Origin of the sequence: Kitasatospora sp. NPDC091207 (assembly GCF_044768625.1) — a bacterium.
Classification (GTDB): Bacteria; Actinomycetota; Actinomycetes; order Streptomycetales; family Streptomycetaceae; genus Kitasatospora.
Map to the genome: position 1 here is coordinate 127,677 of NZ_JBIVVS010000004.1, position 12,926 is coordinate 140,602.

Genomic DNA, 12,926 nt, shown 5'->3' on the forward strand with positions numbered 1-12,926 from the left:
CGAGCCTATTCTTCGGCGCCGAAGCGGCGACAGGCGGAATTCAGGGCGCGGACGGGGCGGACGAGATCACGGACGGGGGCGCGACGCCTGTGCACGCGCCCCCTCCGCCGCCGGTCGGACCGTCGCCGTCACTCGTGGCGCGGACGCTACTTCGGGCAGGTGTCCAGGGTCACCTTGCCGCCGGCCGTCGCCGCGGTGGCCGGGTCCACCGACAGGCACAGGCCGGTCCACTGGTTGATGAACTTGTAGGCGCCCGTGTCCTTGCCGCCGACCCTGATCGGCGTCGGGATGACGTTCCAGAGTTGGTTGCCGGAGAACCAGCGGGTCTCGCAGCCCCACCAGTACAGCTGGGTCCCGGGCGGCGGAGGCGTGCCGTTGTTGTAGGGGGCCGTCAGGCAGGTGCCGTTGTTGGCCTTGATCCAGTAGTAGCCCTGGCCGTCGTAGGTCGAGGGCTTCACGGCACCCCACTGGTGGCTGCTGGGTGCCGTCGACTGACATGCGCGCTGGGTGACCAGCCCGCCGGTCTTGGAGCTGTCGAACTCCGGGCCGCGCACCATGCACCGGCCGTACCGGGTGTCGACGTAGGTCTTGTCGGCGTTGACCTGCCAGACCGCCTGATGGGCCCCCTTGACGACGTACCCGCCGTTGCGGGCGATGATGTTCTCCACCAGCGCCCAGCCCGGGTAGTCCATCATGATGACGCCGATCCGCCCGTTCCCTCCGCCGCCGTTGAGGTAGCGCATGAACTGGGGGTTGATCCCCAGGACCGAGGGCTGCTGCCTGGCCGGGTCCCAGCCGCTCCCGCCGGCGTAGAACAGGGGTGTGGCGCCGCCGCCGCTCGCGGATGTGTACGTCACGTAGAACTGACCGCCGCTACCGGCCACCGCCCGTTCGACATTGGCCTTGACCTTCTCGAACTTCGCGCTGATGCCCGGGTTGTTGTAGGTGTCCTCGGTGTGGTCGTTGTACGACGCGATTCCGTACTCGGCTTCGACGTTGTCGAACTGGGTCAGCACGATCTTGCCACGGGCCTGGGAGAGGGTGGGCGTCGCGGTCGGCTTCCCCTCGACCGTCGACTCCTTGTAGAACAGACCGGAGTAGTCCGTGTTGGCGTACCTGTCGAAGATGGTCCTGATGTTCTGACTGGTCACCGTCGACGGATCGTTGGTGCAGTCCGTGATGCTGATGTTCGACCGGGGGCATTCGGCCCGGAGCCGCATCAGGAGGGTCTCGCTCGGGTGCTGCTGGAGGAAGGTCCGCGCCTTGCTCAGGACATCGTCGAAATTGGCGCTCTGGTACTCCTTCGCGTGGTGGATCGTGAAGTACTTCCCCTCCGTGACCCGCACCCTGATGTCGACGGCGCGGATCCCCCGGTCCAGCTGGACCGCCAGGGTCTGCCCGCTGATGCCGAAGTCCTGCTGCGCCTTCGTCAGTTCGAGCCCGCGGATGGCGAGCGTCTCATGGGTGCCCGGCAGCGAGAGCGCCGACAGCGGTGTACCGCCCGCGAGGTCCTTCATCCAGTCCGCCCGGCTCGTCGACCCGAGGTCGACGGCGTCGGTGTACACCGACCCGGCCGCGGTGGCGGGGCTCGTCGGGAGCAGGACCGCGCCCACGGCGACGCCGAGCGCCAGGACGTGCGCCAGTCTGCGCACTACGTGGGAGCCTGACACGTGGGAGCCTGACAAGGCGCCACCTCTTCTCAACGGGGCAGTGATGTGTCATGAACAGCTCGTGATTCTCCCGCCACCGAAGGTCACGGGGCCAGGGCCGGGAGGGCAGCACCCCGGGGACGGAAGGGCAGGTGCGACCCCGGCCGCCACCCGCCGACCGGCTCGCCGCAGACCGCCCCGCCGTGCGACACGCGGGCAGGAACGTCCCTGCCGGACGCCTGCCGGGCGCCCCGGTGCAATGAGCGGGCAGCAGCAACGTCGAGAGGGGCCACCCGGTGGAAACAAGGACAGCGGATTCGAACCCGCTCCGAGTACTGGACGTCTCCGGTGCCGCCTACCGCCACGCGTTCGAACTGTTCCTCGCCGGCACCGACGAGAAGCCCCTCACCCACGCCCGGCTGAGCGAGGTCGTCGAGGGCCTGGAGCACCGCCGGATGCTGCTGGACCTCGGCGCGGGCGAGGGCCGGACCACCGCCCACCTCGGGCGGTACTTCGAGCGCACGGTGGCCGTCGAGCCCAGTGCGGCGATGCGCGGGAAGCTGCGCCTGGCCTGCCCGGACGCCCTGGTGCTGCCGGAACCCCTCGACCGGGTGCGGCCTCCCGGGCCGGCGGACCTGGTCCACCTCTCGCACGTGCTGTACTACGTGCCGCCGGAGGACTGGCCGCGCACCGTCGGCCGGGCACTGGACTGGACCGCGCCGGGCGGCGCCCTGCTGGTGGTGCTGCAGAACCCGGACAGCCCGTGCATGCGGATGGCCGCGCACTTCACCGGCGTCCGCTACGACCTGCGGCCGCTCGCCGACCGGCTGCGCGAGCGGGAACCGGCCCACGCCTACGCGCTGGAGACCCTGGACCTCCACTACCGGACCGACCGCCTGGACGAGGCGGTGGACGTCGCCGAGTTCATGGTGAACGTGGCCGAGCTGACCGCCGTGGACCCGCTGCCCGACCGCGCCGACCTCGCCGCCTACGTCCAGGACCACTTCGCCCGGCCGGACGGCAGCTACGAGATCGGCCACACCCAGGACATGCTGACCGTCCGACGGGCCGGTCCGGGCCGCTGACCCGCCGGGCCGCTGACGAACCCCCGGGCGGGGGCACGACGCTCGCGCAGGTCCTGCTCCGTCAGGATCACCGCCCGACTCCGGCGATGCCGAGGTCCTCGATCGGCGGGCGGACGGTCTCTGTGCTCACGGCTTTCCTCTCCCGGATCGCGTTGGGAGTGCCCCGAGGCGTTCCGTCCGATCATCGGATCACAGCCCCGGGCGCCGACCGACCGCCGGCCCTGCCCGGGCCTTCTCCACGATGTCGGCCGTGGTCCATGCCGCGTCCAGCAGGTGGAAGCCCGCGGTGGAGGTTCCCCCCGCGGCGGGGGTGACGATCCGCTCCGTCGCCCGCGGCTCTCCTCCGTGCTTCTGCGGAAGGACGTGCTGGACCCCCAACGTCACGGCCACGGTGCAGATCGCCGTCATGAGCACGGGAAGGGCCTTCCGGGACTTCCCGGCCTTGCGGTGGAACAACTTCACGAAGGTTTCCTTTGTCTGGATCCGCGCGGAAGGACAGGGCATGCAGTGAGGAATCCGCCTGCGCGACCGCCCGGCCCCACCGCACGGCAACTGTCCCGTGGCAGGCGGCGACCGATCGCGACGGCCGGCGGACTTCCGCCACGTGATCCGCTGATGACCGGCGCGACCGAGCCTGGCATCCTGTTCGGGTGCCGAAGAAGCGTCAGCGTGCCACGGCCTTCGCCGAAATGGTGGCCGCCATGGAACCCGCGGCGGCGGATCAGCGCGGTGGCTCGTACGTCCTCCGTCCCGTGGCGGCCCGTGGTTTCACCGACGCCGACGGCTGTTACTGGCGGCTCGCCCGTGGACCGCTGGACCCTCGCCGGGCCAAGCGGCTCGCCGTCCGCGCCGACGTGATGTCGATGGGCGAGTACTACGACGGTCACGTCGAGCGGTGGCTCCCCCGCTTCCTGACGGAGGCTGAGCGCCCGGCTGCCTGGCTGGCGGCGAGGGCCAGGTTCGACGCCGCCGACCTGCCGATTTACGAGGCGTACGAGTTCACCGCCGACGACGGCCGGGTGCTCCTCTTCATCGAAACGTACTGCTGACCCCGCGTCTCCCGGTCGGACGGTCGGATCGGACGGAAAGGTCGGCTCGGGGGATCGGGTCAGCCCGCCGAGGCCCAGCGACGGTCCGTCGACAGGGCTGCGGACGACCTCACCCACGGCCTGGCCGGGGGTAGCGGTAGGTGCCGGAGCGGTCCGGTGCGATCCTGCTGGCATGAACGGCGACAGCGACTGCTGGCAGCGGCGGATCACACCCCTGCTCGCCTTCCTCGGAGCTGATGCACTGGACCAGCTGGCATGGGCCGGCGAGCACCAGGTGCGGACCGCCGCCGATGCCGAAGAGGTCGAGCTCAGCCTCCAGCTGGCCGTAGCGATGGCGGATCGGGGAACCTTCGACCAGGAAGCCCTGCGGGACCTCAAAGCCGTCGGTCGACTTGTGGGCGAGATGGACGACCATGCTCTTGCCGGCCGGTGGGCCGACACGTTGACCGCGGATGCCGCGTGGAACGAGGCGCGGACTCTGGCTCGCCGGATCCTCGTTGCCCGGCTGGGTGACTGGCGTCAGCCGCTGCCGCGCCGCGTGCTGCCTCAGCACCTCTACGACTGAGCACGTTCTTCGGTACCGACGCGAGCCGTGAAAATCCGGTGCCCGGCACCGGGCCGTCGGGCCAGAATGCGCACATGGACAACGCGGTGGGGCTGGCGGGGCGCTTGATGACGGCGGCGCGAGTGGCGCAGGCCTCGGAGGCGGACCACGACGGGCACGCCTACTGGGCGCTGGTCCGGGAGACGGCGGCGGAGGGGAACGGGGAGGCCGCGTTGCGCTGCGGGTCGGGGTGGCTGAGGTCGGCCGATGTCCTGGAGCGGACGGTGGGCTGTGATCTGGTGGGAAGCGCGGCCGCCACGCACGAGTCGCTGCGCAGTGAGGCGGCGACCGCGTTGATGGCGCTGGCCGAGGTCGAGACGGAGACCTGCGTGCTGTCCTCCCTCGTCTGCGGGCTGGGCCGGACGCAGGACCGGCGCGCCGTTCCCGTGCTGGTCAGGCTTTCCGGGCACGAGGACGTCGACCTGCGGCGTCACGTCGCTTCGGAACTCACCTTCGTCAACAGCGGACTGCCCGACGGGCCCGATGTCCGGGCGCTGATCCGGCTCACGCGGGACCAGGACGCCGATGTCCGCAACTGGGCGGCCTTCACGTTGGGATTCCAACTGGAGCAGGACACGACCGCCATCAGGGACGCACTGTGGACGTGCACCACCGACGAGGACGGCGAGGTCCGGGAGGAGGGTGCCCGAGGGCTCGCCAGACGGCACGACCCCCGGGCCGTCCCACTGATCGCGCGACTGCTGGAATCCGACAGCTGGTCCCACTCCTTCACCCTCGACGCAGCGGAGATCCTGGGCCTCCCCGAACTCCTGCCGGCTCTGGCCGCCTGCGAGCCCGACGCACCCGAAACCGACCGGGCCGTCGCGGCCTGCGACCCGGTGCGGCGGGCCCGGATGGAGGACGACGCCTGGACGGTCGTGACGGAACTGGAGCGGCTGCGCCCCGACATCGGCGCGGCGCTCAGCTCACCGCGCTACGAGTCGGTGCACGGGATGCGGCTGACCCTGCCGGTGACCGACCGGGAGACGGCCGACACCGGCTACGACGTGATCGCGCTTCTCACCCGCGCCGGCGGGGACCCGGTGCGGGCGGCCGGGCTGGTGGTGGCCGACCTCACCGGTTCGGCCGGGGAACGGACCTCGGACTGACGTTCCCCCGGAGCCTCCCGGGCCCGGCCGGCCCCGGATCCAGCACGTCGTCGAGCGGGTCCGCGACGAACCGGGACACCTCCCCGGCCCGTCGCAGCAGCCGTCCGGACCGGAGACGCCGCCCTGTCACCGGCGCACTACCGCGGCAGCGCCCAGGGAGCGGACCGCAGGTCGGCGGTGCTGCGCCGGGCACGAGGGTCCGGCGGTGCTCCGGCGGCCGTGCCGATCGCGATCATGGAGACCACCGCCCATCCCGGGTCCGGGCGCAGTTCTTCGGTGAGGCCTTCCAGGTCGAAGGCCCTGAACTGGCGGGCGGCCAGTCCCAATGCCTGGGCCTGGATGGTCAGGTGCGCGACGGCCTGGCCGAGGTCGTAGTCCGCGAACTCGGAGTAGAGCAGCTGCGTGTCGTCGACGTGTCGGCGCGTCAACGTCACGACCAGCAGTCCGGCGTCCGTCGCCCACCGGGCCGAGCTGGGCGCGAGGTGCGGCACCACCCGCTCGTGCGCCGGCTCACCGGGCCGGCTCGTGAAGAACCCCCAGGGCTGCGAGTTCCCGGCCGACCGCGCCCACCGCGCGGCTTCCAGCAGCAGACCGAGGGCGTGGTCGTCGATGGTCGCCGACGGGTCGAACGCGCGGGGGCTGAACCGTGCCGCCAACAGGGGGTGTATGCCGCTGGGAGGTTCAAGATCACGTCGCATGTCCAGCGGTAACCCCCCACCGCCCGGACGTATTCCGGCCGGGACGTCGCCGGCCGGGCAGCGTGGGACCTGGCCTGCCCGGCCGCGCCCGTCAGGCGGTGCGGGGGCACCGACCCTCCGGGCGAGGCCAAGGGCGGCTGCCAGGGGCGCTACGCGCCTTCCGAATTGACCTCATCCATCTTGTCCTTGATGGAATACTCCCTGCCATCCGGACCTTTCGACGAAATGTTGCCGATCGGATTTCCGACAGCCCCGATGACCACCACATAGTTCGGGCCGCCCGCAGACTGTGAGCCAATGGTCGAGACGTATTCCGTTACACCCCGGCGCTCCACGAGAACGGCGGCAAGCTCTTTCCTGGCGATGCCGAACGCTGCCGTGGATCCATCGGCGAACCTCTGCACGGCCACGTTGAACGGCGCGACCTCCACGCTCATGCCGCAATCCGCCGAGCTTTCCGTCTGGTCAACCTTGACCTTCAGACAGGAGACCCCGTCGCCGTTCTCCCCGCGCAGCAACTCCCAGGTGTGCCCGACCGCCTCACCGGACGCCACCGGACGGAAATCGGATGAAGCGTTGTGGGATCCGCCGGTCGGCGCGGAGCAGCCGACGACCGACACCAGAAACAGCAGTGCGAGGTGCGACGACCTCGCTGGACGATCTTTCACGCCGGACATCCTCTGTGACCCGAAGGGGATGACCGTCCCGGGCGGCCCGGCCGCCCGGGACGGTCACGCGGTGCGGATACCTACCACGCGTAGTGATCGACGCTTACCCCCGACAGCGCCGTGGTGTGCTTCGCGGTCACCCGCGTGTAGTAGTCACCCCAGCTCTTCAGGTCCTTGTCCGAGATGCAGAACCGGCCACTCTCGTAGTGATCGGAACTCCAGAAGGCCCCGGACTGGTCACTCGCCCGCCGGATCGAGCTGAACCAGCCGTTCGGGGCCCAGCCCCCCGCCCCCGTGTAGCCGCTCACCGTGGCACAGGAGGTGTTGTAGCGCCCGGTCGCGTTGACCGTGCTCTTCCACTTGTCGCCGCTCGCACCCGGGTTCTCCAGGTTTCCGAGGTACTGGTGGACCTCGGTCGCGGACGCCACTCCGGGACTCGCCAGCAGCAGTACACCGCTGGCGATCAGTGACGCCGCGGCAGCCTTGAACTTCCTCATCGTTTCCCTCCCTGCAGAGCCGATTCCGCACGGTGAGCCCGGTCGCGCATCCGAGTGGCCATCGACCGTTCCTCGGATGACGTCGCGTGCGCACCGGGAGCCGTCCAGACTCCTGGAATCGGTGGAGGTCCCACCGTGCGACGTCTTTGATTGTCCATCAACGAGGAATTGGCTGAGGGCCACATGGGCCGTGGACAATCCGCCTTGTCCACGGACAAGCGGGGGAAGCGAAGCGGACCGGGTCGGGTGCGGACCAGCGGCAGCGTCAGCGTCGTCGCGGTCGTCGGCCGGGCGTCGTTCCCCGCGCCGCCCCGGCACCCCGTGGGCAGGCGCGGCACGCGCCCCGTGGGCACTGCGCGGCACCCTCCCCGTGCCCCTGCTCTGTCCACGGCCAAACCGGATTGTCCGCCACTCACCTGGCCCTTGGCCCATTCCGTAGTGACGGACAAACAAATGCGTCGCACGGTGGGTCTGCCACCGGTTTCGACGGCCTGGGCGGCAGGACCGAAGGCACCTGGTCGGCCCGTCCACGTCGAAGGACCGGCTCGTACAGGCTTCCGTCACGGGAGCCGAAGGGAGACAAAGCTGATGGCCCAGTCACTTGACCCCGAGGACATCGTCGTCGTCCGGCCGGGAGGCGAATCCCCGACCGCTCATGACCGCAGTAAGGGGAACCACGACGACAACAACTACAACGACGAGGGAAAGAAGGATTGGTACAACTACCCCAACACCAACGTGTATCGGGATGACAACGACTGACCCCACGACCGGCCGGCCCTGCACGAGTGCCACAGACGAGGAGTCACGGGATATGGCGACAGCAACCGGCGAACAGGCGACGCGGACGCGTGGCGGGAGGCTCGTGTCCGCGCTCTCCTGGATGCTCGATCCGGTCGAGCGGGAGACCTTCGAAGGAGAGTTCTGGGAACGTCGGAGCCTGCACGTCAGTCACGCGGATCCGCACTACTTCGCCGAACTCCTGACCCTGGACGACGTGGACCGGCTGCTCGCGCTGGTCGACGCCAATCTGGATACCGTTCGGATCATCAGGGACGGCCAGGAGACTCCGGTCTCCGCATTGGTCGCGTCGGACGCTTCCACCGGCAGGACCGCCGCGGTCGAGGCCGTGTACCAGCACTACCGCACCGGATCCACGATCGTGCTGAATTCCCTGGACCGACGGTGGGAGCCGTTGGGCCGGTTCGCGGCGGAACTCGGCGCGGAGATCAGCGCGCGGCCACAGATGAACGTCTATCTCACCCCGGGAGGCAACGAGCGGGGTTTCGCCCCCCACTACGACACCCACGATGTCTTCATCCTTCAGGTCCACGGGTCCAAGCGGTGGTCGCTGTACGGGAGCGCACAGGAGCTGCCGCTGCGGAGCCAGCCGTACGACCATTCCGATCCGCTGCCGAAGGAGGCCGAACAGGAGCTGGATCTGATGGCCGGGGACCTGCTCTACCTCCCGCGCGGCACGGTCCATGCGGGAACCTCGATGGACTCCGCCTCGGTCCACGTCACCATCGGTGTCCACCCGCTGCTGTGGGCATCGGTCCTCCAGGACGCGGTCGGGCGGGTGCTCGCCGACGACGTCCGGTTCCGGACCTCCCTCCCGCTGGGGTTCGCCAAGAGCGGCGCCCTCCAGCGGCAGACCGAGGACACCCTCGGTGAACTGGTCGGGCTGCTGGCGTCGCGGCTCGCGCCGGCGACCATGACGGCCGAGGCCGTGAAGCACGCGGCCGCCATCGGGCCGACCAGCCTGCGCCACCATCTGAGCGACCTGGAGGCGCTCTCGTCCCTCCGGCCCACCACCTTGGTGCGGCGCCGCAGCGACCTCGGATGGGCCCTGAGCAGCACCCCTGACGGGGTCGAGCTGGAGTTCCACAACAAGAAGGTCAGGTACCCGGCCCACGTCACGGACGAGGTCCGGTTCGTGGTGGAGAACGGCGGCGGCCCCGCTTTCTCCCCGCAGTCGATTCCCGGCGAGCTGGACGGGCCGGGCCGGCTGGTCCTGGTGGAGTCGCTGCTCCGGGAAGGCTTCCTGACGTTCGACTGAGCGCCGGCGGGGACAGCGCCGCCGACCGGGGTCCTCCTCGGTCGGCGGCGCTGCCCCGTTCCGGCGACCACCCTCGTCGGGCGGTTCGATCCGCCACCCCTGAACCGCCACCCCTCGAATACGTCACCACCCGAATCCGTCACCACCCGAGTCCGTCACCCGATTCCGGAGAGGAACCAGACCCTTGAGCCCCAGGCTGAAGGAACGATCCTCGAGTGTGCCGCTGCGGAGACTGCTCCGGCTGTTCCGGCCTCACCGCGGCCGGCTCTCCCTCCTGCTGGCCCTGGTCGCCGGGTCCTCCGTCGTCTCACTCGCCCAGCCCTTCATGCTCCGGGAGATCCTGGACGTCGCTCTGCCCGAGGGGCGCCAAGGACTGCTCACAGCACTGGCCCTGGGCATGGCGGGCGTCATCGCCGCCGGCACCGCGCTCGGCGTACTCCAGTCGTACCTGACGGTGGTCCTGGGCCAGCGGGTCATGGAGGATCTCCGGATCGCCGTGTACACGCACCTCCAGCGAATGTCGCTGAGCTTCTTCACCACGGCGCGCACGGGTGAGATCCAGTCACGGATCGCCAACGACATCGGGGGCATGCAGGCGACCGTCACCACCACCGCCACCTCCGTCGTCGGCAACGTCACGACCGTGGTGACCAGCCTGATCGCCATGCTCGCCCTGAATCCGACCCTCACCGTCCTCTCCATGGCGATGCTGCCGTTGTTCGCCTGGATCACCCGCCGGGTCGGCGACGACCGGCGTGACGTCACCCGGCAGTACCAGCAGAAACTGGCGGTCATGTCCGCGCTGGTCGAGGAGTCGCTGTCGGTGAACGGGTTCCTGCTCGGAAGGACCATGGGGCGCACCGGCACGCTGAACCGGGAGTTCGCCGGCCACTCCAGGGACTTGACCGACCTTGCCGTCCGGTCGACGATGACGGGCCGTTGGCACCAGTCCACGGTCTCGGTCGTCCTGGCCGTGATGCCGGTCGCCGTCTACTGGGCGGCCGGCACCGTGGGGGTCGACGGACGGGGTCCGACGTCGATCGGCACTGTCGTCGCCTTCGCGGTGCTCCAGCAGGCGCTGCTCGGACCGTCCGTGTCGATCCTGCAGATCGGCATCTCCGTCCAGAGCTCGATGGCACTGTTCGAGAGGGTCTTCGAATACCTGGACCTGCCGGTCCACGTCCCGGAACCGTCGCGTCCCAAGGCACTTCCCCGCCCCCGGGGACACGTCGAGTTCCACGGGGTGCGGTTCCGCTATCCGGGCGCCGCCACCGGATTGTCCGACATCGACATCGACGTCCCCGCCGGGGGGAGCATCGCGATCGTCGGAGCGACCGGTGCCGGAAAGACGACCCTGGGGTACCTGGTGGCCCGGCTCTACGACGTCACCGGTGGACGGATCACCATCGACGGGACGGACGTCCGGGACCTGAGCTTCGACACCCTCTCCGCCACGATCGGCGTGGTGTCACAGGACACCCACCTCTTCCACACCACGATCGCCGACAACCTCCGCTTCGCCAAGGCCGGCGCCACGGACCAGGAGTTGGCCGAGGTGGCGCGGGCGGCCCACATCCATGACCTGATCGAGCGCCTGCCCGACGGCTACCAGACCGTCGTGGGAGAGCGGGGCCATCGCTTCTCCGGAGGCGAGAGGCAACGCCTGGCGATCGCCCGGACGATGCTGCGCAACCCGCCGGTCCTCATCCTGGACGAAGCCACCAGCGCCTTGGACGTGCACACGGAGCGGCTGATCCAACAGGCGTTGGAGACCCTCTCCGAAGGACGCACCACGATCACCATCACGCACCGCCTCTCCACGATCGGGGACGCGGACAGGATCATCGTCATGGACCGGGGGAGGATCGTCGAACAGGGGTCGCACCCCGAGCTCATGGCGCTCTCGGGCCGCTACGCCGCGATGGTCGGGGCGAGTCGGTCCGGGAGAGGTCCGGGGACGGCGCCGGCGCCTCCCCGCACCGTCCACCCGGCGCCCTGACGGACTGAAAGCGTGTGGTAGCGTCCATCCCCTCTCCGGTAGGCCGGATGAGGTCCCCCAGCAGGTTCCCGTGACCGACCCTTCCCAGCAGCTCCGGAACGCTCTCGACGAGCTGGACGCCGTCTTCGCGCCGTTCTCCGAGCGGCCCTCCGCTGTCGGCGGCTGCACCTACTGCTACACCGACACCGACCTCGAAGCACTCGCCGGGCCCTCGCACCGGGTACCGGAGGAACTGATCCGTTCCGTCGCGGCCACCTCGACCGACCACTGGGACGACTTCCCCGCCCTCTACCGCCGGATGACACCGCGAATCGTCCGCCTCCTGGCCACCGCTCGACTGCACGTCCACCACGGGCTGGTCGCCTCCCGGCTGCTCGCCGCGGAGCTGCGGACCTGGACGTCGCCGGAGCGGGAGGCGCTGGAGGCCGTCTGGCACGCCTGGTGGCCGGCAGCCCTGCACGCGTACCCGGGCACCGAGCCCGTCACCGGGGTACTGGAGGCGATCTCCGTCAGCACCGGGAGCCTCTCACCGTGGCTGACCGTCTGGGCCGGCACCCGGACCGAGGCGGCAGACCGCCACCTCTCCGACGCGCTCGACGGCTGGCTCTTCGAGGGGCGGCTCGCGGACCTCCGGCTCGGCTCCTACGACGAGCTGCACGCCGCACCGGAACTGCTGAGCTGGCTGCTTTCCCTGGAGGAGGGCCGGATCGGTGCCGCCCAGCTCTTCGAGGTCGAGCGCATCGCTTACAGCTAGTGAGCTGGTCTTGAGATCTGCGGTCGCCACGTGAGGCCCTTGCGTGGTTCCGAGGTTCTCCTTGCCGGGGGCGGTGACGTGGTGTCAGCTCTGCGGTCTGCTGTCGGTATGGGTGACAGCAGACCGCAGCCGCTGATCCTGTCAATTGTCGAGCGGCTGACCTTGCAGGGATGGGCGAACCGTCGCCCCGATGGTCACCGGCACCGGCGCCGCCCCGGCCTGACGCCGCTGCGACGGGTGTGCCCCCACCCGTCCTCGGCGCCCCACCCGTCCTCGGCTCCCCGGCGGCGAGCCGTCCCGGCCGGGCGCTGAGGCCGGGATCAGTCGCGGTACTCACAGAGGTAGGCGGTCTCGATGTCGGCCCTGACCTGGAACCCGCTGTCGGCCGGGACGTCGAACCGCTCGCCGGCCTCGAAGGTCTCCCACCGGTCGGAGCCGGGCAGCCGGACGGTCAGGGCGCCGGAGACCACGTGCATGATCTCGCGCTTCGCGGTGCCGAACTCGTACGCGCCGGGCGCCATGACGCCGACGGTCGCCGGTCCGTCCGCCGCGGTGAAGGCGATCGACGTGACCGTGCCGTCGAAGTATTCGTTGACCTTGAACATGGGCGTCCTCTCGGGGATGAGCAGAGAGGACCGGCCCACCCGTAGCAGGCCGGTCCCCGGGTGGGGGGAAGGGTACCGGCGGGGAGTTCGTCGTCGAGGACCGGTCCGAATGACGGTCTGCCGGTCGCCGCCGACCCGCTTCGGCTCGGC

14 protein-coding genes are annotated in these 12,926 nt (G+C 70.1%); 8 read left to right on the plus strand and 6 right to left on the minus strand.

The annotated features are described in order from the left end of the window. Positions 1-146: 146 nt before the first annotated feature. Positions 147-1,652, minus strand: coding sequence for a phosphatidylinositol-specific phospholipase C domain-containing protein (locus ACIQTO_RS10210; RefSeq protein ID WP_402385519.1), 1,506 nt, complete (start codon positions 1,650-1,652; stop codon positions 147-149). Positions 1,653-1,945: 293 nt separating this feature from the next. Here ACIQTO_RS10210 and ACIQTO_RS10215 point away from each other — a divergent pair, with 293 nt between their 5' ends. Then, the gene (locus tag ACIQTO_RS10215) at positions 1,946-2,734 is read left to right on the plus strand and encodes a class I SAM-dependent methyltransferase (protein ID WP_402385522.1); all 789 of its coding nucleotides are present in this window, start codon (positions 1,946-1,948) and stop codon (positions 2,732-2,734) included. A 189-nt stretch (positions 2,735-2,923) separates the two neighbouring features. On the opposite strand, the gene ACIQTO_RS10220 is transcribed toward ACIQTO_RS10215, so the two are convergent. Further along, complete coding sequence (locus tag ACIQTO_RS10220) at positions 2,924-3,196, minus strand: hypothetical protein (RefSeq protein WP_402385525.1); 273 nt, start codon at positions 3,194-3,196, stop codon at positions 2,924-2,926. Positions 3,197-3,384: 188 nt separating this feature from the next. Between ACIQTO_RS10220 and ACIQTO_RS10225 the strand changes: the two genes are divergently transcribed. From ACIQTO_RS10225 to ACIQTO_RS10235, 3 genes are all read left to right on the plus strand, one after another. Continuing rightward, positions 3,385-3,783, plus strand: a complete 399-nt coding sequence (locus tag ACIQTO_RS10225) for a hypothetical protein (protein ID WP_402385528.1) — start codon at positions 3,385-3,387, stop codon at positions 3,781-3,783. 172 nt (positions 3,784-3,955) lie between these two features. Beyond that, positions 3,956-4,348, plus strand: a complete 393-nt coding sequence (locus tag ACIQTO_RS10230; RefSeq protein ID WP_402385531.1) for a hypothetical protein — start codon at positions 3,956-3,958, stop codon at positions 4,346-4,348. 74 nt (positions 4,349-4,422) lie between these two features. Then, a complete protein-coding gene (locus ACIQTO_RS10235; RefSeq protein WP_402385534.1) occupies positions 4,423-5,496 on the plus strand; it encodes a HEAT repeat domain-containing protein in 1,074 nt (357 codons plus the stop codon). Positions 5,497-5,633: 137 nt separating this feature from the next. Here the strand turns inward: ACIQTO_RS10235 and ACIQTO_RS10240 are convergent, their stop codons facing one another. The 3 genes from ACIQTO_RS10240 to ACIQTO_RS10250 all read right to left on the minus strand — a co-directional run bounded on the left by ACIQTO_RS10240 (position 5,634) and on the right by ACIQTO_RS10250 (position 7,359). Beyond that, the gene (locus ACIQTO_RS10240) at positions 5,634-6,194 is read right to left on the minus strand and encodes a nitroreductase family protein (protein WP_402385536.1); all 561 of its coding nucleotides are present in this window, start codon (positions 6,192-6,194) and stop codon (positions 5,634-5,636) included. Positions 6,195-6,343: 149 nt separating this feature from the next. After that, positions 6,344-6,862 (minus strand): hypothetical protein, encoded by a 519-nt coding sequence (locus ACIQTO_RS10245; RefSeq protein WP_402385539.1) that lies wholly within the window; start codon positions 6,860-6,862, stop codon positions 6,344-6,346. Positions 6,863-6,942: 80 nt separating this feature from the next. Beyond that, positions 6,943-7,359 carry a hypothetical protein gene (locus ACIQTO_RS10250; RefSeq protein ID WP_402385542.1) on the minus strand — a complete coding sequence of 139 codons (417 nt, stop codon included), beginning with the start codon at positions 7,357-7,359 and terminating at the stop codon, positions 6,943-6,945. Between the two features lie 588 nt (positions 7,360-7,947). Between ACIQTO_RS10250 and ACIQTO_RS10255 the strand changes: the two genes are divergently transcribed. The 4 genes from ACIQTO_RS10255 (at position 7,948) to ACIQTO_RS10270 (ending at position 12,171) form a co-directional block, all read left to right on the plus strand. Then, positions 7,948-8,121 carry a hypothetical protein gene (locus ACIQTO_RS10255; RefSeq protein WP_402385545.1) on the plus strand — a complete coding sequence of 58 codons (174 nt, stop codon included), beginning with the start codon at positions 7,948-7,950 and terminating at the stop codon, positions 8,119-8,121. A gap of 52 nt (positions 8,122-8,173) precedes the next feature. Next, a complete protein-coding gene (locus ACIQTO_RS10260) occupies positions 8,174-9,418 on the plus strand; it encodes a cupin domain-containing protein (protein ID WP_402385547.1) in 1,245 nt (414 codons plus the stop codon). A gap of 223 nt (positions 9,419-9,641) precedes the next feature. Beyond that, on the plus strand, positions 9,642-11,417 hold the full coding sequence (locus ACIQTO_RS10265) for an ABC transporter ATP-binding protein (RefSeq protein WP_402386280.1): 1,776 nt from the start codon (positions 9,642-9,644) through the stop codon (positions 11,415-11,417). A 70-nt stretch (positions 11,418-11,487) separates the two neighbouring features. Continuing rightward, positions 11,488-12,171: a hypothetical protein gene (locus tag ACIQTO_RS10270; RefSeq protein WP_402385550.1), complete on the plus strand. Its 684-nt coding sequence runs from the start codon at positions 11,488-11,490 to the stop codon at positions 12,169-12,171. Positions 12,172-12,491: 320 nt separating this feature from the next. On the opposite strand, the gene ACIQTO_RS10275 is transcribed toward ACIQTO_RS10270, so the two are convergent. Continuing rightward, a complete protein-coding gene (locus tag ACIQTO_RS10275) occupies positions 12,492-12,776 on the minus strand; it encodes a pyrimidine/purine nucleoside phosphorylase (protein ID WP_402385552.1) in 285 nt (94 codons plus the stop codon). Positions 12,777-12,926 lie beyond the last annotated feature (150 nt).